This is a genomic window from Halohasta litorea, from assembly GCF_024494645.1.
Lineage (GTDB): Archaea > Halobacteriota > Halobacteria > Halobacteriales > Haloferacaceae > Halohasta > Halohasta litorea.
In genome coordinates this window covers 532928-556184 of the sequence record NZ_JANHDJ010000001.1, presented here as the reverse complement: position 1 = coordinate 556184, position 23257 = coordinate 532928, and the positions used below count along the sequence as shown (strand labels likewise).

The window sequence follows — 23257 nt, the reverse complement described above, 5'->3', positions numbered from 1 at the left end:
CCGAATGAACGATTGGCTCACCCACCGGGCTGCCTCGACGCCGGACGACCTCGCGTTGATCGACACCGACAGCGACACCCGATGGTCCTACAGCGGCCTCGATGCCGCGGTCGACGAGACGGCGGGGCGACTCGCCGCCCTCGGGATCGAACCCGGCGACCACGTCGGGATGCTCATGTCGACACAGCTGTTGTCGGTCTGTCTGCTGCATGCCGCCCAGCGGCTGGGGCTCCGGCTCGTCCCATTGAACGACCGGCTAACGCCGTCGGAACTCGGCGACCAGATCGACCACAGCGACCTCTCGATGCTGGTCTGTGGGGCCGACACCGAACAGCTCGCCGTCGAGTCCGCGGCGGCGACCCCAGTGGCCTCCATTGACGAACCCCAGTGGGAGGAAGTCCAGTCGTTCCGGGCGGTCGAGCCCGAGCCGGTCGAGCCGATCGACTGGGCGTTCGACGACCCACAGCTGATGGTCTTTACGTCGGGGTCGACCGGCGAGCCGAAGGCGGTCGTCCTCACGATGGGCAACCTCTTGGCGAGTGCGGCGGCTTCGGCGTTCCGCCTCGGTGTCGAGCCCGACGACCGGTGGCTCATGACGCTGGCGCTCTACCACGTCGGCGGCATTGCGCCCGTGTTACGGTCGACGCTGTACGGCACCGCGGTCGTCCTCCGGTCGGGGTTCGATCCCGGTGGGGTCGCCGACGACATCGAGCGCTACGACGTGACGGTCGTCTCCTTGGTCCCGACGATGCTCTCGGAGATGCTCGAACGCCGGGGGACGCTGTCGGATTCCCTGCGGGCGGTCCTGTTGGGCGGCGCACCCGCCCCCGAATCGTTGATCGAGCGCTGCCGGAACTACTCGATTCCCGTCTTTCCGACCTACGGGATGACTGAAACCGCCTCCCAGATCGCCACCGCCCGTCCCCAGCAGGCGTTCAAACGCTCCGGGACAGTCGGTCGGCCGCTTATGTGGACCGACCTCTCAATTGTCGACGACGATGGTGAACCGGTCGAGCCCGAAGAACGCGGCGAGATCGTCGTGGCTGGACCGATGGTAACCGCCGGCTACTACGGCGACGTCGACGCCAACGTCGATGCGTTCTGCGAGCACGGGCTCCGAACGGGCGATATCGGCTACTCGACCGACGAGGGGTATCTCTACGTACTCAACCGGATCGACGACCGCATCATCACCGGCGGCGAAAACGTCGATCCCGGCGAGATCGTCGAGGTGCTCCGCTCGCATCCCGACATCGACGAGGCTGCAGTCGTCGGGATCGACGACGAAACATGGGGCGAGCGCGTGAGCGCGCTCGTCGTCCCGAAGACGGAGACGCTCTCGGTGGGGGCCATCGAGGAGTTCTGCCGCGAGCGGCTGGCTGGCTACAAGCTCCCACGACAGATCGCCGTCACTGACTCGTTGCCGCGAACCGCCTCCGGCACGGTCAAACGACCCGCAGTTAGGGACCAACTAATCGCGCTTGACGGAGCCGATAGCGAAAACACATCGGACGCGATCGATCGAGAGCCGACGCCTCGACTCCCCGACGACCAATCGACCGAGGACGCGGACGATCAGTCGACGACCGGAGACGACCAGTCGGCAGAGAATACGAACGACCAGTCGACCGTAGACCCACAGAACGAACAGGACTGACACCCTTCGCTGCGAGGAAGTTCGGTCAACCGGAGTGCCGTGTCTATTGGTATATCATCAGTCGGTAACGTACGACCAACGTGGTACAGCGAGCGGTTATAAAATCACACATATAGCAGGCATATGTTCATTGCCGGTGGCGTCGTTCGAAGTAGTGTATGTCTAATGCAGCAGTTCAGGGGGAGGGGGAACTCCACTACATTACACAGTACGATCCGGCACAGAACCGACCGATCACCGAGGCGGTTATCGATGCACTCGCCGCGGCCAGCGGGTGCGATCCGCTCGATCTGCCGCCGCTGTACGAGGCCGTCGACCCGGACGCACTCGAACAGATCGTCCGCGAACCGAACGCCGCACCCACGCGCTCGTGTTTCATAGGCTTCCAGTTGGGCGAGTGGGGCGTCATCGTCACCGGCTCCGGCGAAATCCAGGTCTACGAACAGCACTGAACGCCGACCGCTTTTTTTATGAGCCGTGACGTGTGAGACACGTCGATAGTCCGATCAGCTCGACGGGTTCGGAATTATCAGGTGAGTAGACCACCATCTGGCCTTTTTCCATATACGGCACCTTCGACTGGAGCGTCGACGGAATATTTACACTGTTGATCGCGTCCTCGTCGCCGAGATTCAACACCAGTTTCGTGTTTATTTGTTTGAATACCGAGTCGGCGATATCCTGTGGGTCCTGGGTAATCAAAAACAAGCCGAGCCGCTCCTTTCGACCTTGTTTGGCGGCCTCAGTGAACTTCTGGATGACTTTCCGGGCCTGAACGGTATCGGCTTCGGTGAGGAAGTTGTGGGCCTCGTCCATTCCCAACACGACCGGCGTCTCCTTGATCCGGTCGCTGTCGGGCGTATTCGAGAGCTTGTCGTCGATCAGATACGCCGAGACAGCCAGCACGAACAGCTCCTTGGCTCGGCTCGAACTCAGGTGGTACGTTGGAATCACGGTGAGGCCACCGGGCCGGACGAGCTGATGATCGAGTTCGGTGATCGGTTTGGCCGACTGATCGAAGATCCCCGACGGGATGGCCAACACCCGGCGTTTGACCGCATCGAAGGTCGCCTCGTGGACCCGTCCCGACTCGTCGAGTTCCTCCTTGAGTGCGGGGTCGTCCAGGAACCCTTTGAATTTCTTGTAGGTGCCGCTCTCGCCGTACTGGCGGAAGAACCGATTGAGGAGGGTTCGAAGCGCCGAAAACTGGTTTTCGTTGAGGCTGCTCCCCGCGACGAGCCACGGCCGCTCTTTGGTCATCGAAAAGGGAATCGTGAACTCGATGCGCTCGGCGCGGTGGCTTTCCCCGCCGTAGCTGGTCCCGTCTTCTTTTGGAACTAATGCGATCGTATCGTCAACACCCCCGTAGGCAATGCCTTCTCGGTCGAGCCGACGGGCGTAGGCACTGTCTAACTCGGGATTATCGTCATGCATCTGGGCGTACTCGTCTTGCGGGTCGAACTGGACGACCGCTGGCTGGACCGTCCGACCGTCGTCCATCGGGTAGGCCCGATCCGCATCGAGATACTGCCGGAGGACGTTCTTCGAGGCGTGGGTTTTCCCCGAGCCGGTGCCGCCAGCCACGAGCGTATGGCGGAAGACGAGCGGATCGCCCGAATCGTAGTCGTCCTTCAGGCGGTAGTCAATCGTCGGCGGGCTGGCAGCAGTTTTGACCTTCTCGCCGCCGACCGAGAGATGGCCGAGGAAGACGCCCTCGGAGGGGATCTTGAGGCCCGTTTTGATCTCGGCGCTGTCGGTCGCCTCGGCGACGTTTGCGCCGGGTTTGGGGACGCGGTCGGTCATCCGGCGTTTGAGTTCGGCCTCACCGTTTTCGTCGTAGTCTTTATAAAGAACGGCCACCGGTTCGAGTTCGGCCATGAACTTGTAGTCCCGCTCCTCGATACCCGACTGGCGCATCATCCGCCGGACGTGGATCTCGGTGGCGTCGTCGGCCTGGAACTCCTGGGCGTATTCGAGGCCGACGATCCGACAGAACAGCGTTTCGTCGTCCGGATAGGGGACCAGCAGGTATTTGCCCAATCTGACCGAGTCGCGGTTCCCCGTGACGACGAACGCCCGCAGGGTGGTGTCGTCGGCCTCTTCGCTGACCCGCAGGCCCTGGGCGACCGACAGCGCACCGAGGCCGACGTCCTCGCCGTCGACCGTGACCGAGTACTCCTGGAACTCGTCGTCAGGGTCGGGCTCCGGGTCGGCCTCCGACGGAACGGGCTCGTCGGCCGTCGACGCTTCGACGGACTCGTCGGGCTCCTCGCCCTCGTCGACATCGGTGAAATCCTCCAGACTCATACGTATCCGACGTTCAGCCGTGAGGTAAACGCTTTCCCCTCCTGGGGGCCGTCGGCCGCGTGGCGTATATAAATAGTCGAGCACGAAGTGACAGTATGGCCGTCATCAAATACGAAACACCGGATGGACCGATCGAGTACGATGTCGCTGCCTCGAAGATTTCGTACGAGGAGGAAACCGAACACTGGCGGGTCAAAGCCGGTGAGAAAAACGGGCGGGACGTCTACGAACTCATCCCGCGAGAACGGGTGTTTTCGGTGCAGATCGCCGGGGCGAAAAAAGGGACCTCGGTGACGCGAACGAAGTAGCGTTCGACTCCGAAAAGCCGAAACGGGATTCGAAATCGGTGGAATCGAGCAGTCGCCGTTAGGCGAAATCCCGGCGCATGGCGATATCGAACCACGGACAGAGCCGGAGTTGGCGGTACCACTGTGGGTTGTCGTGGAGGTGTTCGTAGTCGACCCACAGCAGGCCCGCAATCTCCTCCTCGTCGGGATCGAGGGAGGTGTCGTCGAGGGTGACTTTGAGGACCGCACAGACCTCCCACTCGACGCCCGCGTTCTCGTAGTAGCGTTTGTACTCGAAGCGGTCGGTGAGCTCCACGTCGCCGTACTGGTCGGGAGTGATACCGAGTTCCTCTTCGAGACGCTGGATCGTGGCGTCCGTTTGGCTCTGTCCCTCGACGGGGTGGGAGGCGACCGTCCCGTCCCAGTGGGTATCCCACAGGCGTTTGTCGGGGCTTCGCTGGCCGAGCAACAGGCGGCCCTCGGTGTCGAAAACGAGACACGTAAAGGCTCGGTGGCGAATCCCGTCGCCCGTGTGGGCATCGAGTCGGTTGACTAACTCCTGTTCGGTGTCGTCGGCGTCGACCGCAATGACGTCCTGTCCGGCGTTCGCGTGGCGTTCCTCGCCCGCGTCGTCAGCACTCATAGGCGACTAATAGCCCAGTGGGGTCAATAAGGGTTCGATACTGGGTGGGGTCGGAGCCGCCCGAACAGTCGTTACTCGGGGGCGACCCCGGCAGCGCGCATATACCCGTCGAGGGTTTCGGCCAGTCGCTCGGCGAAGGCATCGTCGTTGATGTCGGTTTCCAGCTCGATCAGCTCTACCTCGTCGTCGGCTGACTCCCGGAGCGCATCGAACAGCGCGGCGTCGGCATCGGGATCGTAGAAATCCTCGCCCTCCACGTCGAGCATCGAGACGCCACCCAGCGGCAACACGAGTGCGGTCGGTCCGGTTGCGGCGGCGAGTTTCTCGCCGATAATACTGCCGAGTTCGGCGTTCTCCTCGGCCGTGGTTCGCATCAGCGTCACCTGCGGGTTGTGGATGTGGAAGTTTCGCCCTTCAAACTCGTCGGGCACCGAGTCTCGGGGCCCAAAGTTGACCATGTCGAGTGCGCCCGTCGAGACGACCTGCGGAATCCCACGCTCGCCCGCGGCGTCGAGCCGATCGGGGCCAGCATTCAGGACGCCGCCGACGAGTTCGTCGGCCCACTCGGTCGTCGTGAGATCCAGGACGCCGTCGATGACGCCCTCCTCGATCAAGCTCTCCATCGCCCGGCCACCCGTCCCTGTCGCGTGGAAGACGATCGTTTCGTAGCCCCGGTCTTCGAGATACGCGCGGGCGGTCTTGGCACAGGGCGTGGTCACGCCGAACATCGTGATGCCGATGGTTGGCTTTTCGTCGACCTCCACGTCGGGCTCGTTGGTTACCATCCCGACCATCGCGAGGGCGGCGTTGGCGATCACCTGCCGGGAGAGCTGGTTGAGCCCCTCGATGTCCGCGACCGAGTACAACATCATGATGTCGCGGGCCCCGACGTAGGGTTCGGTGTCGCCGGAGGCCATCGTCGAGACCATGAGTTTGGGGACCCCGACCGGGAGGGCGCGCATCGCGGTTGTCGCGATCGAGGTGTTGCCCGAGCCGCCGAGACCCATGATCCCCTGGAGGTCGCCCGCCTCATGCATTCGCTGGGTGATGGCGGTCGCGCCCTCGCCCATCGCTTCCATCGCCTCGCCGCGGTCGGCCTCTTCGCGGAGGGCATCGAGTGTGGTCCCGGCGGCCTCGGCGACCTCGCCCGCCGAGGTGTCGGGTTCAATCTGCGGCTCGCCGACGACGCCGGTGTCGACGATGTGGACATTGACACCCTGCGCTTGGAGGACGTCCCGGGCGAAGCCGATCTCTTCGCCTTTGGTATCGAGCGTGCCAACAATGACGACCGCCATCAGAACTCGATCTCCTTGAACTCGCGGGCCTGCTCCTGGATCGCCTCCTCGGTCGGCAGGCGTTCGATACTTGAAGCCCCGAAGAAGCCGACGACGCCCTCGGTGTTGTTGAGTACGTACTCGGCGTCGTCGGGCCACGCGATGGGCCCGCCGTGACAGATAACCATGACGTCCTCGTTGACGTCCTTGGCGGCATCGTGGTGGGCCTGGACACGCTCGGCGGCCGCCTCAAGGTCGAGGGCCGTCTCCGCGCCGATATCGCCGGAGGTGGTCAGACCCATATGCGAGACGATCACGTCCGCGCCCGCTTCGGTCATTGCGCGGGCCTGCTGTTCGCTGAACACGTAGGGACAGGTGAGCATCCCCTGCTCGGAGGCCTCGCGGATCATTTCTACTTCTTTGTCGTAGCCCATCCCAGTCTCTTCGAGGTTCTGCCGGAAGCTGCTGTCCTCGTCGATCAGGCCGACCGTCGGGAAGTTCTGGACGCCCGAAAAGCCCCGTCGCCGGAGGTCCTCGATGAACACGTCCATCTGCCGGAAGGGATCGGTGCCGTTGACCCCTGCCAGCACGGGCGTGTCCTCGACGACTGGCAGCACCTGTCGACCCATGTCGACGACGATCTCGTTGGCGTCGCCGTACGGCAGGAGGCCAGCGAGAGAGCCCCGACCGTTCATCCGATACCGCCCGGAGTTGTAGATGATCAGTAGATCGACGCCGCCGCGCTCGGCGAACTTCGCCGACATTCCCGTGCCTGCCCCGGCCCCGATAATCGGTTCACCGCTCGATACGACGTCTCGAAGTCGGCTGATCGACTCCTCGTGTGTAAACTCCATACAACATCATTATTAATGTTATAGTTTATTTAGTTTTTCTATCACTCAAACAGAATTTTATGTATTCGAGACAACAGTAAAATACCGGATTCGCTCGCACTGGAACCAAGCGGTACGGGACTGCGAGGAGAACGCTCACCGTTCAGGAATAGATATCAACCGAGCCGCTCGTCCAAAATCAGCCGCGTCGTGGTTCCTTTGACCTCGTCCATCTCGCGGGCCTGCGAAATCAGGTCGTTGACGGCCTGGGTGTCGACACAATCGACCACGAGCACGATGTCGTCTTCGCCCGAGACCTGCCAGACGAAGTCGACTTCCTCCCAGTCGGCCAACCGCTCGGAGACCGCGCTGGTGTTGACGTTCATGTCGACCGAGACCTCGATCATCGCTTTCACGTTCCCCGTCCGTGTGGTGACGGTGAACCGTTCGATGATTCCCTCGCTTGTGAGTCGGTCGACGCGGTTCCGCACCGTCCCCTCGGAGGTTCCAACTCGGTCGGCGATCTCCGTGTACGGCGTCCGAGCGTCCCGCCGGAGGATCGACAGAATTTGGCGGTCGAGGTCGTCCATACACCCCGGTGTGGATGAGCGGAGTTAGTGATTACGAATTTCGTAGCTCAACTTCGAACGACGCACTTAAGAACGAAGAACGATACGTAACTCGTAATGTCGGACGCCTACATCGCACTGGCCGACGGCCGCGTGCTCGAAGCCCGCTGCCGCGCGCCGGGCCGTACACGCGGAGAACTGGTTTTCACGACCGCCTATACAGGGTACGAAGAAAGCCTCACCGACCCCTCCTACGAGGAACAGGTCCTTACCTTCTCGTACCCACTGATCGGCAACTACGGGGTCCGGGCGGACCGCTTCGAGTCCGGTCGCGTCCACCCCCGTGCCGCCATCGCCCGCGAGTTCACCGACTCGGTGGCGACGTGGCTCGAAAGCGAGGGCGTGCCAGCGATCGACCACATCGAAACCCGCGATCTCGTCACCTCCATCCGAGAGGAGGGCGCGATGAAGTGCGGAATCGCAGCCGGTGAGGACGCGACGCCGGAGGACGCGAAGGCCGAACTCGCCGACTGTAAGGCGATGAGTGACCACGTCGACATCGGCTCGCAGGTGACGACGCCGGAACAAACGACTCACCTCGGCGATGGCTCCTACGATGTCGCACTGATCGACTGCGGCGCGAAAGGGTCGATCATCAGCTCGCTCAACGAGCGCGGGGCAGACGTTCACGTGCTGTCCTGTGAAGCCAGCGCCGACGATGTCCGCGAGGTAGCGCCCGACGTGCTGTTCATTTCGAACGGGCCGGGCGATCCGGCCAACTTTACCAATGCCCAGTCGCTGGTCGAGGAGTTCGCCGGAGAGCTCCCGATCGCCGGTATCTGTCTCGGCCAGCAGATCGTCGCCCGTGCGTTCGGCGGCGACACCGAGAAAATGTCGTTCGGCCACCGCGGTGTCAATCAGCCAGTCCGCGATCTCGATTCGGGCCGCGTCGTCATGACGACCCAGAACCACGGCTACACCGTCTCCGACCCCGGTGAGCTGTCGGTCAAACAGATCAACGTCAACGACGACACCGCCGAGGGGCTCGCCAGCGAGGACCTCGGCATCATCACCCGACAGTACCACCCCGAGGCCAACCCCGGCCCACACGACTCGCTGGACTTCTTCGACGACGTGCTGGCGATGGCCGACGAGAACGAACCGGTCGCGACCGCCGACTGAGCAGGCGCTGTTGGCGTCCCTGTTTTCGGTTGATGCCGACAACGACAGTACTCGACTCTCGCAGACAGCAACACTGAGATAGTAATTAGGCCGCTACCGAGCAGTAGCCAGTGACTACTCGTCGGTCGAGTCGGTTTCGTGGGAGAGATCGTCGGGCGGCCCCTCCGAGTCGACTGTTTCAGGGTGGCGCAGTTCCTCGATGGTGATCATGTCGGCGTAGTCGACGAGCCGTCGGAGGAACACCCCAGTCAGGAAGCCAGCGATGCCGATCGAGAGCGTGAAAAGCAGGCTGAACACGAGCGCGATGCGGAGTCGGTTGAGGAGGCGAAACCCTTCGGCGATGCCGTATGGGGCGTTGATCATGTACCCCAAAACGGGAAAGAAGACGATCGACAGCGAGGCCAACGCCCCGTCGTTGGCGTAGGCCGACAGCGCGACCAGGATGCCCAAAAAGATCGCCGGGCCGACGAAGAAGACGAGCTGTGACTCGGTGACGACGCCGGTGACGCCGTAGCTCGTGAGCACGACGAACACTGCCGCCGTCGGAACGTACGGGTTGATGTTGGCGGTTTTTGCGACGACGTAGACCGCCGCAATCACCGAGAGGACGAACCCGATAGCCGCCGCGGTCTGCATCGTTTCGGCACCGCTTGGGGACACATACGTCTCCCAGAGTGTCGGCACGGCGAGCGTCCCGAAGGCCGAAACCGTCAACGCCGCAGCTATCAGCAGAATCCGGCGCGTTACCGTCCGGTCACGACCAACGACAAACCGTCGGACCGAGTCGGCCATACGTAAACGTGTAACACAGCATTTATAAACGTTCGTGTTGGTTCACTTCGGCTCTCGTCGGCACAGGATCGGCAGTCGTTTACTGGTCGACCTCCCATGGCCGATATGAGCGAGACACTCGATTCGGACCTCTATCAGCGAACCAAAGCACTCTTGGAGCCCGGCGAGATCGAACTGGTCGGCCTGATCGTCCACACCGACCTCACGGGCCAGGAGGACCTCGAAATGCACGAACTCACCGTCGATTTAAATGAGATCATCGCCGAGCACGCAAACAAGGGCGAGACCTACATTTATGCGGGCAACGACGACACGAACTTCTCGTCGAACCAGTTCCAGGGACTGACCGTCGACGACGAGGAGTTCGTCTGGGAGTGCCAACAGCTGCTCCGCGAGGGCACCTTCGATCTCGTCTTTTATTACGAGGCGACCGCCGACCACGAGGCGATCGTCGAAGCCGTCGAGGAACTCGGCCCGTCGGTGACCCCCGTACCCTGACAGCGAGCCGACACGACAATCGGGGCCGGACGGCGAAAACCCATAGCAATCGTCTGGAAGCGCCCGCTGTTGGGGTCAGTTAGTTATCACATCTGATACTACTCCCCAGAACTATATATGCAAACAGCAGCTACGACGGGCCATGGCAGTCGACGACGCCGAAGGCGTCTCCGAACAGGCCGAGCCCTCCGACGAGGAGTCGACCGCTCGGGCGTCGTCAGGAACAGACGAGTCACCCGCCGTCGGCGAGTACACCTGGGAGGACTACCTCAACGAGTACGGGCCCTCCGGGGCCGCCGATGAGCTGGCGTCCGGGCGGTCGGCGGCGAGCAGCGCGACCGATACCTTCGACGAGGGTGGAGACGTCGAGGGGGCCGACGATGACGGCTGGGCGCGCGTCGAGTCCCTCGGCATGGAGATCGAGGAGCTGGCGGGGATGCACCCCCTGGCGTTCGCCGAAGCCGTCGACGACGGGGTCGACCGCGGGATCCGGCTTCACAACTTCTTCGAGGAGTTCTGCAATCCCGAGACCACGCCGGTCGTCAAGGGAACGTGGCTCTGGGAACACCACAAACGCCTCTACTACTACGAGCCCGACGGCAGCCGTCCGCGAACTGAGGAAGGCGAGCTCATCTCCTTCGACAGGGGCGAGGCGCTCGGCTGGGACCCCGAGGCGCTCGACTCCATGCTCGCTGGCGGTGCCGACACCGCCGAGCGGCTCGCGGAGTTGGTCGACGAACGAACGGTGGACATCCAGGACGGCATCGACGAGGACGCCTTCTTTACGACCGACGATGGACGGACCACGCTGGTCAACCGCTACGACCTCGAAAAGGCAGTGCCGATGGCGAAAAAGACCCACTTCGCTGAGGTCGAACGCTACTGGGTCAACGAGCCGCAGGCGTTCGTGATCGTCTTCCGGTCGACGAAGGAAAACGAGACGAAGTACTACACGGTCGAGCCGTACAGAAACGAGATCGAAAAGGAGATCGCAACCTACCTGACCGGAAAGCTTCGGACCGCGATCAAGTACGGCGACCAGGGCGCGGAGGCCGCAGACAGCGACGCCCGCCGGGCGGTCATCGAGTCGGAGACCTACCGGCTGTTGGCCCGGTACGATCTCTACGACCGGTCGACGGAGTCGTCGCTGGGCGACCGATTCGCCGAGCTACCGCCGAGGTTCGCGATCTACGCCAACGCCCTGCTCGATCGGTTCGAACGGCTGGTCGAGCGCTTCGAGGAGCCGATCGCGGGGCTCGAAACGATGCTGGATGAGCTCGAAGACGACGAGAACGACGCGGCCGACAACAGAGCCGGGGACACCCGGTACGGCGAGTATCTCGCCTCACGGGACCACGACACCGGCGACGCCGACCGGCCGCCGCTGGCCGAGCGACTCGTCCCCGACCGGCTCGACCCCGACGAGTACCGCCTCGACCCGAACCCCGACAGCGATCTCGGCGAGCTCCTGGCGAGCTTCGGAATCGAGGTTGACGGCGAGACAGATGCCGACAACGAGTCGGGCGGCCGCAACCTCGACGGCATCGCCGCCCGGCCCGAGCCCGCAGTGCTCGCCGAAAACCCCGAGACACTGACCGAATACCAGGTCGAGAAACTGCTGTACTACCTCCAGCGGGACTTCCTCGGCTACGAGCGGATCGACCCGATCAAACACGACATCAACGTCGAGGATATCTCCTGTGACGGCTACAACTCCCCCGTGTTCGTCTACCACTCGGGGTACGAGCAGATCATCACCAACGTCGTCCACGGCGAGACAGAACTCGACGATTTCGTCGTCAAACTCGCCCAGCGCTCCGGGAAGGGCGTCTCCAAGCGCAGCCCACAGGTCGACGCCACCCTCCCCGACGGCTCACGAGCACAGCTCACCCTCGGCAAGGAAGTCTCCGATCACGGTACCAACTACACCATCCGGCAGTTCAAGGAGGTCCCCTTCACGCCGATCGACCTCGTGAACTGGAAGACGTTCTCGCTCGACGAGATGGCCTTCCTCTGGCTGGCCATCGAGAACGACAAGAGCCTCATCTTCGCTGGCGGCACGGCCTCGGGGAAGACGACCTCGCTGAATGCGGTTTCGCTTTTCATTCCATCGAACACTAAAATCGTCTCGATCGAAGATACTCGCGAGGTCGAACTCCCACAACGCAACTGGATTGCCTCCGTGACGCGGCCCTCCTTTACCGAGGGCGACAAGGGCGACATCGACGAGTTCGATCTCCTGGAGGCCGCCCTGCGCCAGCGGCCCGACTACATCGTGATGGGCGAGATCAGAGGAGAGGAAGGCCGAACTCTCTTCCAGGTCATGTCGACGGGCCACACCACCTACACGACGTTCCACGCCGATTCGGTCGGCGAGGTGCTCAAGCGGTTTACGACCCAGCCGATCAACGTCTCGAAGACGATGTTTTCGGCGCTCGATCTCGTCTCTATTCAGACCTCGACGCGTGTCAAGGGCAAGAAGGTCCGCCGGAACAAGTCGCTCACCGAAATCAACCACTACGATGCGGAGAACGACGAGATCAACGTCCAGGACATCTACCAGTGGCAGGCCGAGGGCGACCGGTTCCTGAAGATGGGGACCTCCAACACCTTAGAGGAGATCAAGTTCGACCGCGGCTGGACCGACGCGGAGCTGGAAAGCGAGATGTTCGAACGGCGACTCGTGTTGGCCTACCTGATCGACCGGGGATTGAATACCTACACGCAGGTCGCGGCGACGGTCCAGGCTTATATCAACGATCCCGACACCATCCTCGCGCTGATGGCCAACGACCAGCTGGAGGCGAGCCTCGAAGACCTCCGAGAGATGGAGTCGGTGCTGATCGACGTCGACCCCGAGACGGAGGCGCTGGTGCCGCGGCCCGATCCCGGCGAGGAGCAGCGCGAACTCGCCGCGGAAATCCTCGACGAGGGAGAGGAACTGTTCGAGGAGTACCGCGGCCGGACGGGAGCCTCGATCAGCGATGCGCTCACGGGGATGTTGGAACCGGAAGCGGCCGGCGAGGAGTCGGCAGCCGACGCCGACGAGACGGCACGCGAATCGGAGGCGACGAACGCCGACGAGTCGGCGGACGATACCGAGCCAACGGTTGATGACCAGCCAGCCGATGAGCAGGACCCGATCGAAAGCTTCCTCGCCGAGGAAGACGCTGGCGACTCGCCGGTCGGTGAGCCGTTCGACCGACCGGCTGATGAATCGGCCGAGGGGTGGGGCGGAGACGAGATCGACCCAGCCGAGGACGAGTAGATGAGCCTCCAAACCACCCGAACTGACGCCGAGACCGACGGCCTCGCCGATGCGTTCTACCCCCTCTACCGGCTGGTGTTCGACGACAGCAGCGACTTCGTCGACGACCTAGAGGGGAAACTGACCGAGGCGCGGATGGCCGATACCGTCGAGATCTACATTTCGCGGGCGCTGGGGATCGGGACGATCCTCGGGGGCGTGTTGTGGATCGTCGGCTCGCTTTTGGGGTACGGACTGTTCCGGTTCGGCCTCCTCTCGCCGGATATGCTGAGTCTCGGGATCCCGGTGGGTTCGAGCCAGGTGGCCGCCTTCCTGCGGTCGCTGGTCGTCCCGGTGACCGTCGGGCTGGCGGGGATCGTCTTCGGCTCGATCGGGTTTACCCTCGGATTCGGCGGGCTGGTCGGCCTCCCGTATATGCGGGCCGGAGAGCGCAAACGGAACATCAACATCCTGCTGCCCGACGCGATCTCCTTTATGTACGCGCTGTCGGTCGGCGGGCTCAATCAGCTAGAGATCCTCCGGGCGATGGCCGAGGCCGAAGACACCTACGACGAGATCGCCCGGGAGTTCCAGAGCATCGTCAACGAAACCGAGTATTTCGGCACCGACTACCGCAACGCGATCCGCAAGCAGTCCTTAGAGACGCCGAGCGAGCCGCTGGCGCAGTTTCTGACCGATATGCTGTCGATCGTCAACTCCGGCGGGGATATGGAATCCTTCCTGAAGGACAAGAAGGACGCCCACATGCGGACCGCCAAACAGCAACAGGAGATGACCTTAGAGACCCTGGAACTATTCGGCGAGATGTACATGACGCTCTCGCTGTTTCCCCTGCTGCTCGTGATCATTCTGGTCATCATGGGGATGCTCGGTAACGCCGACGAGCGACTCCTCTACGGGACGATCTATCTGTTGATCCCGCTGATCGGCGCGGCGTTCCTCGTGCTCGTCTCGACGGTCAAACAGGACGACCCCGGCGACGGCTACCTCCGACCGAGGGCCAGCAGCGATCGACTCAGGGAGTCGACCAAGGAAGGGCTCACCCATCTCGGTCTCGTCGAGGGGTTCGTCGGTCGCTTCCGGGTCTTCGACCGGATCAAATCCGGCGAGCGGGCCTACAAGATCAAACGGGTACTGACGGCTCCACACCTGTTTTTCCGCGACAATCCCCTGTTCACGCTGGCGCTGACCGTCCCCGCCGCACTGCTCGTGGTTGGCGTTGCGGTCGGGACCGGCCGGGCACCGCTGTCGATCCAGGCGTGGATCGATCGGCCGGTCTGGAGCACCTTCATCTGGGCGTACGCCCCGATCTATCTGATCTGTATCCCGCTGGCGATTTTCTACGAGTGGAACGTCTACACGCGGAACGCCATCACGGGGAAGCTCTCGACCAATCTCAGAAAACTGTCGAGCGCCAACGACACCGGCCAGACGCTCCTGGATTCGATCATGACTGTTGCCGAGACCTCCAGCGGCAAACTCGCCGACGAGTTCGAGGTGATGTACGCCAAAGTCAACTACGGCATCAGTCTCCGGGAGGCGTTCGTCGAGTTCAACAACAAATACCACCTCCCACGGCTGGCCCGGACGGTCAAACTCATCACCGAGGCCCAGGAGGCCTCCAGCGAGATCACCGACGTGTTGCGGACCGCCGCCCAGGCGAGTGAAAACACCGACGACATCGAACGCGAGCGGATCTCACGAACCCGGATGCAGGTCGCCATTATCCTGATGACCTACCTCACGCTGTTGGGTGTGATGGCGATCCTCCAGACGCAGTTCATCGACGTGATGGCGGGACTCACCGACCAGGCGTCGGGCAGCGGTGGCGGCGCGGCCAGCGGCGGCCAGGAGTTCGGCGGCGGCGTCAATCCGGATCTGCTGTCGCTGCTGTTCTTCCATGCCGTCTCGATCCAGGCCGTGTTGGCGGGGCTGATCGCGGGCTACATCCGGACCGCGAAACTGGCCTCGGGTGTCAAGTTCGTCGTCATCCTCCAGACGATCGCGCTGGCGGTCTGGGTGGTGGTCGGATGAGACGAACTGATCGGGGACAGACAGTGATCGATTTCGGCATCGGCGCGGGCGTGTTCATCATCGCGGTGGGGATCGTCTTCGCGTTCGTCCCCACACTGTTCGAGCCGTTTTCGACCGCCGCCGGGAGCTCGCCGGTCGTCGCCGACCGGACGGCCGACCACCTGACGGGCTCGATGCTGGCGGCCGACCCCGCCACCCCCTCCGTACTGTCGGCGGCGTGTACGGCCGCCTTCTTCGGGCCAAACGAGAGTCTCGGTGACACCGCCGACTGTGGGTTCGACACCTCCGAGCCGACCGGCGACCTGCTCGGCGTCGACAGGGACGTGAACGTCACCGTGCGACACCTGAGCGACTCGCCGACGACTGGCCCGCCGGTCACCCGGAGCGTCGATGGCACCGACTACACGCTCACACGCGGAGACGACAGCCCCGCCTCGGAAGTCACCGTGGCAAGCCGCGCGGTGATGATCGAGGGCGATCAGTACCGATTCGTGGTGAAGGTGTGGTAATATGAACCGAAAACACGAGACCGTCGACACGGATCGCGGGCAGGCCCACACGGTCGAGGCGTTTATCGCCGCGCTGTTGCTGGTGAGCGGGCTGCTGTTCGCCATGCAGGCGACGGCGGTCACCCCGCTGTCGGCCAGCACGTCGAACCAGCATATCGAAAACCAACAACGGGCGCTAACCGGGGATCTGCTGTCGACGGCCGCCGAGGACGGCAGCCTCCAGGAAGCGATCCTCTACTGGAACGCCTCGCGGGGAGCCTTCCAGGACAGCCCCGAAAGCGGCTACTACACCGACTCGGGCTCACAGAACGCCTTTTTAAGTAGACTCAACGACACGCTGGCCGAGCGGCGGATCGCCTACAACGTGAGGCTGCGGGTCCACAACACGACCGGCACGCCGTCGCGACGGACGGTGTCGATGGTCGAGATGGGCCGCCCGAGTGACAACGCGGTGACCGCCAGCCGGACGGTCACGCTTGCGGATTCGGCCACGCTCACCGGCAGTGACCCCCAGTCGCTGTCGGCTGTCGCGAGCGACTCCGACGCATCGTTTTACGCGCCGGATGCCGACCCCGGCAGCGAGCTGCTGTACAACCGCGTGGAGGTGCGTGTAACCACATGGCGGATGTGAGAGCCCGGTTCGACGGCGACAGCGACCGCGGCCAGCTGCTGTTGGTGACCGCACTCGCCCTCGCCGTCATGTTGGTGACGGTCGCGCTGCTGTTGAACACCGCCATCTTCACCGAGAACGTCGCCACGCGGGATACGACCGCCGACGGCAGCGAGGCCATCGAGCTTCGGGGCGAGGCGGTCGACGCCGTCGGCGAGCTGATCGAGGCCGAAAATCGGGGTGGTGGCGGCGACCCCGGCGACGTCGATACCGCCGTCGACGCCATGGGGCCGCTGGTCGACCGCGAGCGGGCCCGTCACGGGACGGTCGCCACCCTCAGCCGAAACGGGAGCGCCACGGCTGGACAACTGCTGCGGTGGGACGAATCGGGCGATCCCCGCGCATTCGGCGAGTACAGCACCAACTGGACGTTCGCCGAGGGGATCGACAATGCCCGTGGGTTCCGCCTCACAGTCGAGCCGTCGGAGCTGGAACCTGCGACCGCGGCAACCAGCGACACCGACGCCATGGGCGTCCGGTTTATAAACTCCACTGGCGACAACGTGACCTACTACCTCTACGAGGATGGGAGCGACACGCTCTCGGTCGCCGAGGCGGTCGACGGGTCGACGCCGACCCGGCAGTGTTCGATCGAACACGACGGGACGACGACCGTCGGCTTCACCGCCAGCCAACTCTCGACAAACGGGGCGAGTACCGACTGTTTCCGGGCGCTGTGGCCACCGAACTCACCCGACGAGATCCGGTTCGTCAACGTCGGTAGCGAGGAGGGGACCGCCGAGGTGACGGCCGACTCGGTGAGTTCGTGGGGCAGCGGCGTCTACGAGAACGACGCGGTGTACTCGGTAACGGTCGACATCACATACCAGTCTCAGGACTTGCTGTTCGAAACGACGGTGCGGGTCGCACCAGGAGAGCCGCAATGAGCCGTTTTCGTCGTGATCGGCGCGGCGTCTCGGTGACCGTCGGCTACGTATTGATGTTGGCGGTCGCCGGGCTCCTCCTCGGAGTCTTGGTGACCGCTGGCGGGGGGCTCCTGGAGGGCCAATCAGAACAGGTCGTCGACGACGAACTGACTGTCGTCGGCTCGCAGTTGGCCGCGAACATCCACGAGGCCGACCGCCTCGCGCAGGTCGCCCACGCCGACGCCAACAGCACGACAGCGAGGGGGACGGTGGCACTCGACGTGAACCTACCCCGGCAGGTCGCCGGAACCGGGTATCGGATCGAGATCAGAAACGAGACGATCAACCTCCTGACCTCGAACCCGACGATGAACGTCACCGTGAGCTATCCCGAGACGGCCGTTCCCGTCTCGACCGATGGGCAACTGAACGGCGGCGACCTGCGGATCGTCTACGAGACGCCGCCAGCGGGCGAGCCCGTCGAGGCCGGTCGGCTGGTGGTCGAGGGATGACCGGACCGCGACCGATGGGACTGTTGGGAGCCGACAACCGTGGGGTCAGCGAGACGCTGGGCTACATCCTCGTCTTTTCGATCGTCATCACGACGATCACGACCGCGACCGTCTTCGGCTTCAGCGGCCTGGAGGACCGACAGGCCGCCGAGGAGGTTCGGAACGTCGAACGCGCCTTCGACGTGCTGGCCGACAACTTCGGCGATATCGCCCGCTACGAGGACCCCAGCCGGGCGACGGAGATGCGACTCGCCAGCGGTACCGTCGCCGTCGGCGATCCGGTAACGATCACCATCGGCCAGAACAGCACGACACCGGGGGAGGCGTTCGTCGACGACCCGAACAACGTGACCAACGTGACGCTGCAGCCGCTGGTGTTCCGGAGCGACGGCGGCGATGTCGTCTACGAGAGCGGCGTCGTCTTCCGCGCCGACGACGGGCGAAGCATCGCCCGCTCGTCGCTGCCGTTCGTCGTCGGCGAGGAGCGTGCTCTCGTCCCGACAGTCGCCACGGCACAGGGTGGGTCGACCACTGGCGTCGGCGGCGAGCGAACCGTCCTGGTCGTCGGCGAGCTCCGACCGAACACCCGAACCCTCCACAACCGGACCGTCGAGGGGGATGACCTCCGCGTTCGGATCGAGTCACCCCGTGCCGACGGCTGGGACCGGCGGCTCCGAGCCGAAGGGTACCGGAACGTCAGCTACGATGCGGCTACCGACACTGTCACCGCCGACCTCGCGGTCGAGCGAGATGGGACGGTCCGCCATCCGGAACAGGCTCGGCTCCCGGTGACGAACATCGCCGTCCGGTTCGACTGATTATCTGACGTTCGTAAACACGAAGCGCGCGCCGCCGTCGAAGCTCTCTTCGAGATCGACCTCCCAACCGTGGGCCTCAGCGATCCGCTTGACGATCGACAGGCCGAACCCCGTCCCCTGTGGGTTGGTCGACTCCCCAGCTTCGAAGACCTCCTCGCGTTTCTCCTCGGGGACACCGGGGCCGTCGTCTTCGACGTAGAACCCGAAGGTGCCGTCGCTCTCGACGCGGGTGGAGGTAAACATCACATCGAGTTTTCCGACCCGGATCGTTACCGGTCCCTCGCTGTGTTCGACCGCGTTCCGAACCAGGTTCTCGAACAGCTGATACAGCCGGTTGCGGTCGGCGTGGGCGACGAAATCGTCGATGAGTCGGAGCTCCGAGCCGCCGGTTTCGACGATCTCCCGGGAGTGGTCGATGACGTCGTCGATCGCGACCGGCTCGATGTCGCTGTCGTCGACCGTCTGGCCCTGTCGGGCCAACGTGAGCGTGTCCTCGATGATCTCCTCCATCCGGTCGAGGGCCCGGTCGATCGGGGCGACGCTCTCGGAATCGCATTCTTCTTTGACGATGTCGATCCGCCCCTGGGCGATGTTGAGCGGGTTCCGCAGGTCGTGGGAGACGACGCCGGTGAACTCCTCGAGCCGATCGATCTGGCGTTTGAGCTCGCGTTCGTACTCGTGGCGGTCGATCTCGTAGCCGACCCACTGGGCCAGCGTTTTGACCGTCAGCTCGTCGTCCTCGACGGTCGTGCTGTCCTGTGGCCCGCGGCTTGCGAAACAGAGCGTGCCGTAGACCTCGCCGTCGACGATGATCGGCGCGCCGACGTAACACTGGAGCTCCGTCTCGGCGAGGGCCTTCGAGTCGGCCCACTGGTCGTCGCGTTTGGCATCGCTCACCGCCTGGGGAGTCCCGTCTTCGATCGTGTGTTTGCAGTAGGTCGCATCGAGTGGGACCGTGGCGTCCTCCTGGATCACCTCGTGGTCGCCAACGGCGGCGAGCACGTCCAGCGAGTCGCCCTCGATGTGGGTGATGTAGCCGATCGGATAACCGAGTTCGGTCGTCCCGATCGTTAGGACGCGGTCGAGTTTCTGTGCAAACGAGAGATCGGTCTCGTTGATGACCTCATAGAGCCCCGAGATAACCGCCGTCGACTCCATGAGCTGGGTGCGGGCGATCCGCCCCCGCTCCTGTTGGACGGCGTTGGCGATCCGGTTTGCCAACACCTCGTACTGCTCGGGGCCGCCGCCCTTCCGCAGGTAGTCTGTCACCCCCGCCTCGATCGCTTCGCTGGCGACATCGGCCGACCCCTTGTTGGTAAACAGTATAAAGGGCTTGTTCGGCTCTCGGTCGCGGATTCGCCGGAGGAATTCGAGGCCGTCGGTGCCGGGCATCTGATAGTCACAGACGATACAGTCGATATCAATCTCGTCGAGAACCGTCTCGGCCTCGCTGACGCTCCGTGCGGTGGTGACGGCGAACTCCTCCCTGTCGACCGACTCTTCGAGATAGGTCTCCAGCAAGCCGCCGATCGCCGCGTCGTCGTCGACATGGAGGACCCGAAACACGGACATCACCGAATATAGTATATACAGGATAATAAATATGTATTAATAACATATTTCCGACTGCCTCCGTTCGTGGAGCGATGCTCTCGTCCGTTCGATCACACAACCGAGTCGTTTTGACCGCCGAGCGATCAACCCGACCAATGGCGACGCTGAGAGTTATCCGACAGCCGACCGCCGAGAGGGACGCGATTCGACGGCTGCTGTCGGCGGCCGACGAGGCGTTCGTCCCGCCGCTGACCGACGACGCTCGGGCGAGGATCTCTCGACCGGGTATCGAGCCGGGACCGACCAGTATCGACGACTACCTCCAGGCTTGCCTCGACAGACCGCTGCTCGGAGCCTTCGACGAGGGGCAGCTAGTCGGGTTTGCATCGCTTGAACCACAAGCAGGCAGCGGGCCACTGGCCGACTACACGCCGACGACTCACGTTTCGGTGCTTTTGGTCGACGAAGCCTACCGGGGCGAGGGGATCGCCACGCGCTTTTATAAGTATCTCCTGGAGACACCGCCGACTGAGCTCCCGCAGTCAGCGGTCTCGACGAAAACGTGGCACACGAACCGCGGCCATATTGCGATCCTCGACTCGCTCGGCTTCGAGTGTGTCCACCGGGTCAAAGACGACCGCGAACCCGGTGTAGACACGGTCTACTACGCCCGACGGCTGCGGTAGGCAGTCCTGCCGGTCAGTCCAACAGCGCTGCTACTGCTCGACGCGGGTCACGTCGTCGAGGGTTTCGCGTCGACGGACGATACGGGCCTCGCCGTCTTCGAGTGCCACTTCGGCGGGCCGCGGCTGGGAGTGGAACTGGGAGGCGAGTTCGTAGCCGTAGGAGCCCGCGTTGCCGATGGCGAGAACGTCCTCGCGTTCGGGGCGGGCGATGGGCCGATCGGTGGCGAATACGTCAGCGCTGGTGCAGACCGGGCCGCCGACGGTGACCGGTTCGGGTTGGCGATTGGGCGCGCTAATATTCCGCATCGGGTGGTAGGAGCCGAACATCGCCGGGCGAATGAGGGTCGCAAGGCTGGCGTCGACGCCGACGACCGTTGCGCTGGGGGTCTCTTTGATCGTGTTGACCGCCGTGAGGATGAGCCCCGCATCGGCGACGATGTAGCGGCCCGGCTCCAGTTTGAGCTGGGCGTCGATCTCGCCGATCGCATCCCGAACCATTTCGGCGGTCTTCTCCAGATCGAGCGGCGGTTCGTCCTCGTGGTAGGGAACGCCGAAGCCGCCGCCGATGTCGACGAACTCCAGGGAGCCGACCCGGCGAGCCATCTCGCCGACGCGCTCGATCGCTCGACAGTGCTCCTCCAAGTCGTCGGTCAAGACGCCACTGCCCGCATGGGAGTGAATCCCGACGAGCTCGAACTCCTCGCGGACCCGGTCGGCGACGGCGGGGACCTGTTCGTAGGGAATCCCGAACTTGGCGTCACTGCCCGTCGCTACTTTCTCGTGGTGGCCCGTCCCGATACCGGGGTTGATCCGAATGGCGATCCGGCCATCGTAGCCGCGCTCGGCGAGGCGGTCGAGGGTATCGGTCGCTCCGATGGTGATCGTCAGTCCAGGAGCCTCCTCGGCGAGATCGACGGCGTAATCGAGGTCGTGATCCGGGGGGTTCACCGCCGTATACTGAAGGGTGTTCGGGTCGGCTCCGGCGTCGATCGAGCGCTGGAGTTCGCCCCAGGCGGCACACTCGATGTCGGCACCGACCGAAAGGAGGGCCTCCAGGACCGACCGGCCGGTGTGAGCCTTGGCAGCATACATCACGTGAGCATCGGGGAACGCCGCCGAAAACCGGCGGTAGTTGGCTTTGACGCGGTCGAGATCGGTGACGTAGAGTGGCGTGTCGTACTCGTCGGCGAGCGACGCTAAGCGCGTGTCGTCCCAGTCGGCGAGTCGACGAACGAGCGGTGAGTCGGCGAGGTCCCTGGTAGCCATTACTCCGTCTGGGGCCGCTCGGGCGTTCAATGCTTTGGTTCGTGCGCCGACCCTACCGGCGTCCGCGAGTTAGTCGTCGACTACTGCGGCCACGGTGCCGTCGAACTCGTGGTCGACCGCGCCGGTCAGCAGGAGGCCACCGCGATCGGCGCGTTCGACCTGTAGCTCGCCGCCGGGAACCGAGAGCTCGACCGTGTCGGCCGACTCGATCAGGCCGAGCCGGGTAGCGGCGGCGACGATCGCCACCGAGCCGGTGGCACAGGCCTGTGTTTCGCCCTCGATGCCGCGTTCGTAGCTCCGCTGGCGGAATCGCGGGACGCCCTCGCGGCGGGAGTCGACCCGTTCGGCGAAGGTGACGTTCGCCCCGGCGGGGAACACGTCGGCGTGCCGAACTGCGGGGGCAACCGACTCGACGTCGACCGCGTCGATCGTATCGACGAACGCGACGGCGTGGGGGACACCCGTGTTGACCGCGGTGATAGTGAGTCCTTCGACGGACTCCTCGACGAGTGGCTCGGTTCGATCGCCAGCCAGCGGGAGCCGATCGGGGTCGAACGTCGGCTCACCCATCTCGACGGTGATGCCAGCCTCGGCCCGCGTTGCCTGGCGTGTTCCGGCCTGGGTGTCGATCATAACCGCCTCGGCGTCGGTTCGGTCCATCGCCCAAACGGCCGCACACCGCGCGCCGTTGCCGCAGATCGGTGCGACCGAACCGTCGGGCTGGAGGAGCGTCATGATGATCCGCGGCGGCGAAAACCGGTCTTCGAGATCCAAAAACAGGACGCCGTCGGCGCCGGTCGGGCCGTCGGAATCGCTGCCGACGCCGCGCTGCCGATCGCAGTGGGTCGTGGCGAAGGCGCTCCGGTCGGGGACCGAATCGGTCGCGTCTACAATAATGAAATCGTTGCCGGTGCCGTGGTACTTCTCGAAATCGACTGCGTGGGTAAGCGTGCTCATAGGTCTGCTGGATGCGAGTCCGATCCCCTCGGGAGCCACGAAACTGCCGTAGCTGTCGACGGGATGCTAGTCGTT

22 protein-coding genes are annotated in these 23257 nt (G+C 63.8%); 13 read left to right on the top strand and 9 right to left on the bottom strand.

Translation table 11 applies throughout. The annotated features are described in order from the left end of the window. The first annotated feature begins 4 nt into the window (after positions 1–4). Positions 5–1657 (top strand): o-succinylbenzoate--CoA ligase, encoded by a 1653-nt coding sequence (gene menE, locus NO877_RS02920; RefSeq protein ID WP_256394792.1) that lies wholly within the window; start codon positions 5–7, stop codon positions 1655–1657. Positions 1658–1815: 158 nt separating this feature from the next. Beyond that, entirely contained in the window at positions 1816–2109 is a 294-nt protein-coding gene (locus NO877_RS02915; protein ID WP_256394791.1) for a HalOD1 output domain-containing protein, read from the top strand. A gap of 16 nt (positions 2110–2125) precedes the next feature. Here NO877_RS02915 and NO877_RS02910 read toward each other — a convergent pair whose 3' ends face one another. Continuing rightward, complete coding sequence (locus tag NO877_RS02910) at positions 2126–3964, bottom strand: ATP-binding protein (protein ID WP_256394790.1); 1839 nt, start codon at positions 3962–3964, stop codon at positions 2126–2128. A 95-nt stretch (positions 3965–4059) separates the two neighbouring features. On the opposite strand from NO877_RS02910, the gene NO877_RS02905 reads away from it, so the two are divergent. Beyond that, positions 4060–4272 carry a hypothetical protein gene (locus tag NO877_RS02905; RefSeq protein WP_256394789.1) on the top strand — a complete coding sequence of 71 codons (213 nt, stop codon included), beginning with the start codon at positions 4060–4062 and terminating at the stop codon, positions 4270–4272. 58 nt (positions 4273–4330) lie between these two features. Here the strand turns inward: NO877_RS02905 and NO877_RS02900 are convergent, their stop codons facing one another. The 4 genes from NO877_RS02900 to NO877_RS02885 form a co-directional block, all read right to left on the bottom strand. Further along, positions 4331–4894 carry an NUDIX hydrolase gene (locus NO877_RS02900; protein WP_256394788.1) on the bottom strand — a complete coding sequence of 188 codons (564 nt, stop codon included), beginning with the start codon at positions 4892–4894 and terminating at the stop codon, positions 4331–4333. A 71-nt stretch (positions 4895–4965) separates the two neighbouring features. After that, positions 4966–6189, bottom strand: coding sequence for a Tm-1-like ATP-binding domain-containing protein (locus NO877_RS02895; RefSeq protein ID WP_256394787.1), 1224 nt, complete (start codon positions 6187–6189; stop codon positions 4966–4968). Further along, positions 6189–7022, bottom strand: a complete 834-nt coding sequence (locus tag NO877_RS02890) for a phosphoenolpyruvate hydrolase family protein (RefSeq protein ID WP_256394786.1) — start codon at positions 7020–7022, stop codon at positions 6189–6191. Before NO877_RS02890 ends, NO877_RS02895 begins: the two co-directional genes overlap by 1 nt. A gap of 155 nt (positions 7023–7177) precedes the next feature. Continuing rightward, complete coding sequence (locus NO877_RS02885) at positions 7178–7591, bottom strand: Lrp/AsnC family transcriptional regulator (RefSeq protein WP_256394785.1); 414 nt, start codon at positions 7589–7591, stop codon at positions 7178–7180. Positions 7592–7687: 96 nt separating this feature from the next. On the opposite strand from NO877_RS02885, the gene carA reads away from it, so the two are divergent. After that, complete coding sequence (gene carA / locus NO877_RS02880; RefSeq protein ID WP_256394784.1) at positions 7688–8752, top strand: glutamine-hydrolyzing carbamoyl-phosphate synthase small subunit; 1065 nt, start codon at positions 7688–7690, stop codon at positions 8750–8752. Between the two features lie 114 nt (positions 8753–8866). Here the strand turns inward: carA and NO877_RS02875 are convergent, their stop codons facing one another. Continuing rightward, complete coding sequence (locus tag NO877_RS02875) at positions 8867–9544, bottom strand: hypothetical protein (RefSeq protein WP_256394783.1); 678 nt, start codon at positions 9542–9544, stop codon at positions 8867–8869. A gap of 105 nt (positions 9545–9649) precedes the next feature. Between NO877_RS02875 and NO877_RS02870 the strand changes: the two genes are divergently transcribed. The 8 genes from NO877_RS02870 to NO877_RS02835 all read left to right on the top strand — a co-directional run bounded on the left by NO877_RS02870 (position 9650) and on the right by NO877_RS02835 (position 18719). After that, positions 9650–10042, top strand: a complete 393-nt coding sequence (locus tag NO877_RS02870) for a DUF5778 family protein (RefSeq protein ID WP_256394782.1) — start codon at positions 9650–9652, stop codon at positions 10040–10042. A gap of 142 nt (positions 10043–10184) precedes the next feature. After that, positions 10185–13310 carry an ATPase, T2SS/T4P/T4SS family gene (locus NO877_RS02865; RefSeq protein WP_256394781.1) on the top strand — a complete coding sequence of 1042 codons (3126 nt, stop codon included), beginning with the start codon at positions 10185–10187 and terminating at the stop codon, positions 13308–13310. Then, positions 13311–15344 (top strand): type II secretion system F family protein, encoded by a 2034-nt coding sequence (locus tag NO877_RS02860; protein ID WP_256394780.1) that lies wholly within the window; start codon positions 13311–13313, stop codon positions 15342–15344. Next, positions 15341–15853 carry a DUF7287 family protein gene (locus NO877_RS02855; RefSeq protein ID WP_256394779.1) on the top strand — a complete coding sequence of 171 codons (513 nt, stop codon included), beginning with the start codon at positions 15341–15343 and terminating at the stop codon, positions 15851–15853. The genes NO877_RS02860 and NO877_RS02855 overlap by 4 nt, the downstream gene beginning before the upstream one ends. 1 nt (position 15854) lies before the next feature. After that, complete coding sequence (locus NO877_RS02850; protein ID WP_256394778.1) at positions 15855–16484, top strand: DUF7288 family protein; 630 nt, start codon at positions 15855–15857, stop codon at positions 16482–16484. Next, positions 16472–17410: a DUF7261 family protein gene (locus NO877_RS02845; RefSeq protein WP_256394777.1), complete on the top strand. Its 939-nt coding sequence runs from the start codon at positions 16472–16474 to the stop codon at positions 17408–17410. The genes NO877_RS02850 and NO877_RS02845 overlap by 13 nt, the downstream gene beginning before the upstream one ends. Then, positions 17407–17901 (top strand): DUF7266 family protein, encoded by a 495-nt coding sequence (locus tag NO877_RS02840; RefSeq protein WP_256394776.1) that lies wholly within the window; start codon positions 17407–17409, stop codon positions 17899–17901. Before NO877_RS02845 ends, NO877_RS02840 begins: the two co-directional genes overlap by 4 nt. Continuing rightward, the gene (locus NO877_RS02835) at positions 17898–18719 is read left to right on the top strand and encodes a DUF7289 family protein (protein ID WP_256394775.1); all 822 of its coding nucleotides are present in this window, start codon (positions 17898–17900) and stop codon (positions 18717–18719) included. Before NO877_RS02840 ends, NO877_RS02835 begins: the two co-directional genes overlap by 4 nt. Here the strand turns inward: NO877_RS02835 and NO877_RS02830 are convergent, their stop codons facing one another. Next, positions 18720–20291 carry a hybrid sensor histidine kinase/response regulator gene (locus NO877_RS02830; protein WP_256394774.1) on the bottom strand — a complete coding sequence of 524 codons (1572 nt, stop codon included), beginning with the start codon at positions 20289–20291 and terminating at the stop codon, positions 18720–18722. It abuts the gene before it with no gap. 137 nt (positions 20292–20428) lie between these two features. Here NO877_RS02830 and NO877_RS02825 point away from each other — a divergent pair, with 137 nt between their 5' ends. Then, positions 20429–20959: a GNAT family N-acetyltransferase gene (locus NO877_RS02825; RefSeq protein WP_256394773.1), complete on the top strand. Its 531-nt coding sequence runs from the start codon at positions 20429–20431 to the stop codon at positions 20957–20959. A gap of 30 nt (positions 20960–20989) precedes the next feature. On the opposite strand, the gene lysA is transcribed toward NO877_RS02825, so the two are convergent. Beyond that, the gene (lysA, locus tag NO877_RS02820) at positions 20990–22225 is read right to left on the bottom strand and encodes a diaminopimelate decarboxylase (protein WP_256394772.1); all 1236 of its coding nucleotides are present in this window, start codon (positions 22223–22225) and stop codon (positions 20990–20992) included. 69 nt (positions 22226–22294) lie between these two features. Then, positions 22295–23182, bottom strand: coding sequence for a diaminopimelate epimerase (dapF, locus tag NO877_RS02815; RefSeq protein ID WP_256394771.1), 888 nt, complete (start codon positions 23180–23182; stop codon positions 22295–22297). Positions 23183–23257 lie beyond the last annotated feature (75 nt).

Excerpts from the sequence above, each read along its gene's own strand:
- NO877_RS02875 (WP_256394783.1), bottom strand. The coding sequence starts at position 9,544 with ATGGCCGACTCGGTCCGACGGTTTGTCGTTGGTCGTGACCGGACGGTA.
- NO877_RS02870 (WP_256394782.1), top strand. The coding sequence starts at position 9,650 with ATGAGCGAGACACTCGATTCGGACCTCTATCAGCGAACCAAAGCACTC.
- dapF (WP_256394771.1), bottom strand. The coding sequence starts at position 23,182 with ATGAGCACGCTTACCCACGCAGTCGATTTCGAGAAGTACCACGGCACC.
- NO877_RS02855 (WP_256394779.1), top strand. The coding sequence starts at position 15,341 with ATGAGACGAACTGATCGGGGACAGACAGTGATCGATTTCGGCATCGGC.
- menE (WP_256394792.1), top strand. The coding sequence starts at position 5 with ATGAACGATTGGCTCACCCACCGGGCTGCCTCGACGCCGGACGACCTC.
- lysA (WP_256394772.1), bottom strand. The coding sequence starts at position 22,225 with ATGGCTACCAGGGACCTCGCCGACTCACCGCTCGTTCGTCGACTCGCC.
- NO877_RS02865 (WP_256394781.1), top strand. The coding sequence starts at position 10,185 with ATGGCAGTCGACGACGCCGAAGGCGTCTCCGAACAGGCCGAGCCCTCC.
- carA (WP_256394784.1), top strand. The coding sequence starts at position 7,688 with ATGTCGGACGCCTACATCGCACTGGCCGACGGCCGCGTGCTCGAAGCC.
- NO877_RS02900 (WP_256394788.1), bottom strand. The coding sequence starts at position 4,894 with ATGAGTGCTGACGACGCGGGCGAGGAACGCCACGCGAACGCCGGACAG.
- NO877_RS02890 (WP_256394786.1), bottom strand. The coding sequence starts at position 7,022 with ATGGAGTTTACACACGAGGAGTCGATCAGCCGACTTCGAGACGTCGTA.
- NO877_RS02830 (WP_256394774.1), bottom strand. The coding sequence starts at position 20,291 with ATGTCCGTGTTTCGGGTCCTCCATGTCGACGACGACGCGGCGATCGGC.
- NO877_RS02840 (WP_256394776.1), top strand. The coding sequence starts at position 17,407 with ATGAGCCGTTTTCGTCGTGATCGGCGCGGCGTCTCGGTGACCGTCGGC.
- NO877_RS02835 (WP_256394775.1), top strand. The coding sequence starts at position 17,898 with ATGACCGGACCGCGACCGATGGGACTGTTGGGAGCCGACAACCGTGGG.
- NO877_RS02845 (WP_256394777.1), top strand. The coding sequence starts at position 16,472 with ATGGCGGATGTGAGAGCCCGGTTCGACGGCGACAGCGACCGCGGCCAG.
- NO877_RS02895 (WP_256394787.1), bottom strand. The coding sequence starts at position 6,189 with ATGGCGGTCGTCATTGTTGGCACGCTCGATACCAAAGGCGAAGAGATC.
- NO877_RS02905 (WP_256394789.1), top strand. The coding sequence starts at position 4,060 with ATGGCCGTCATCAAATACGAAACACCGGATGGACCGATCGAGTACGAT.
- NO877_RS02825 (WP_256394773.1), top strand. The coding sequence starts at position 20,429 with ATGGCGACGCTGAGAGTTATCCGACAGCCGACCGCCGAGAGGGACGCG.
- NO877_RS02850 (WP_256394778.1), top strand. The coding sequence starts at position 15,855 with ATGAACCGAAAACACGAGACCGTCGACACGGATCGCGGGCAGGCCCAC.
- NO877_RS02885 (WP_256394785.1), bottom strand. The coding sequence starts at position 7,591 with ATGGACGACCTCGACCGCCAAATTCTGTCGATCCTCCGGCGGGACGCT.
- NO877_RS02915 (WP_256394791.1), top strand. The coding sequence starts at position 1,816 with ATGTCTAATGCAGCAGTTCAGGGGGAGGGGGAACTCCACTACATTACA.
- NO877_RS02910 (WP_256394790.1), bottom strand. The coding sequence starts at position 3,964 with ATGAGTCTGGAGGATTTCACCGATGTCGACGAGGGCGAGGAGCCCGAC.
- NO877_RS02860 (WP_256394780.1), top strand. The coding sequence starts at position 13,311 with ATGAGCCTCCAAACCACCCGAACTGACGCCGAGACCGACGGCCTCGCC.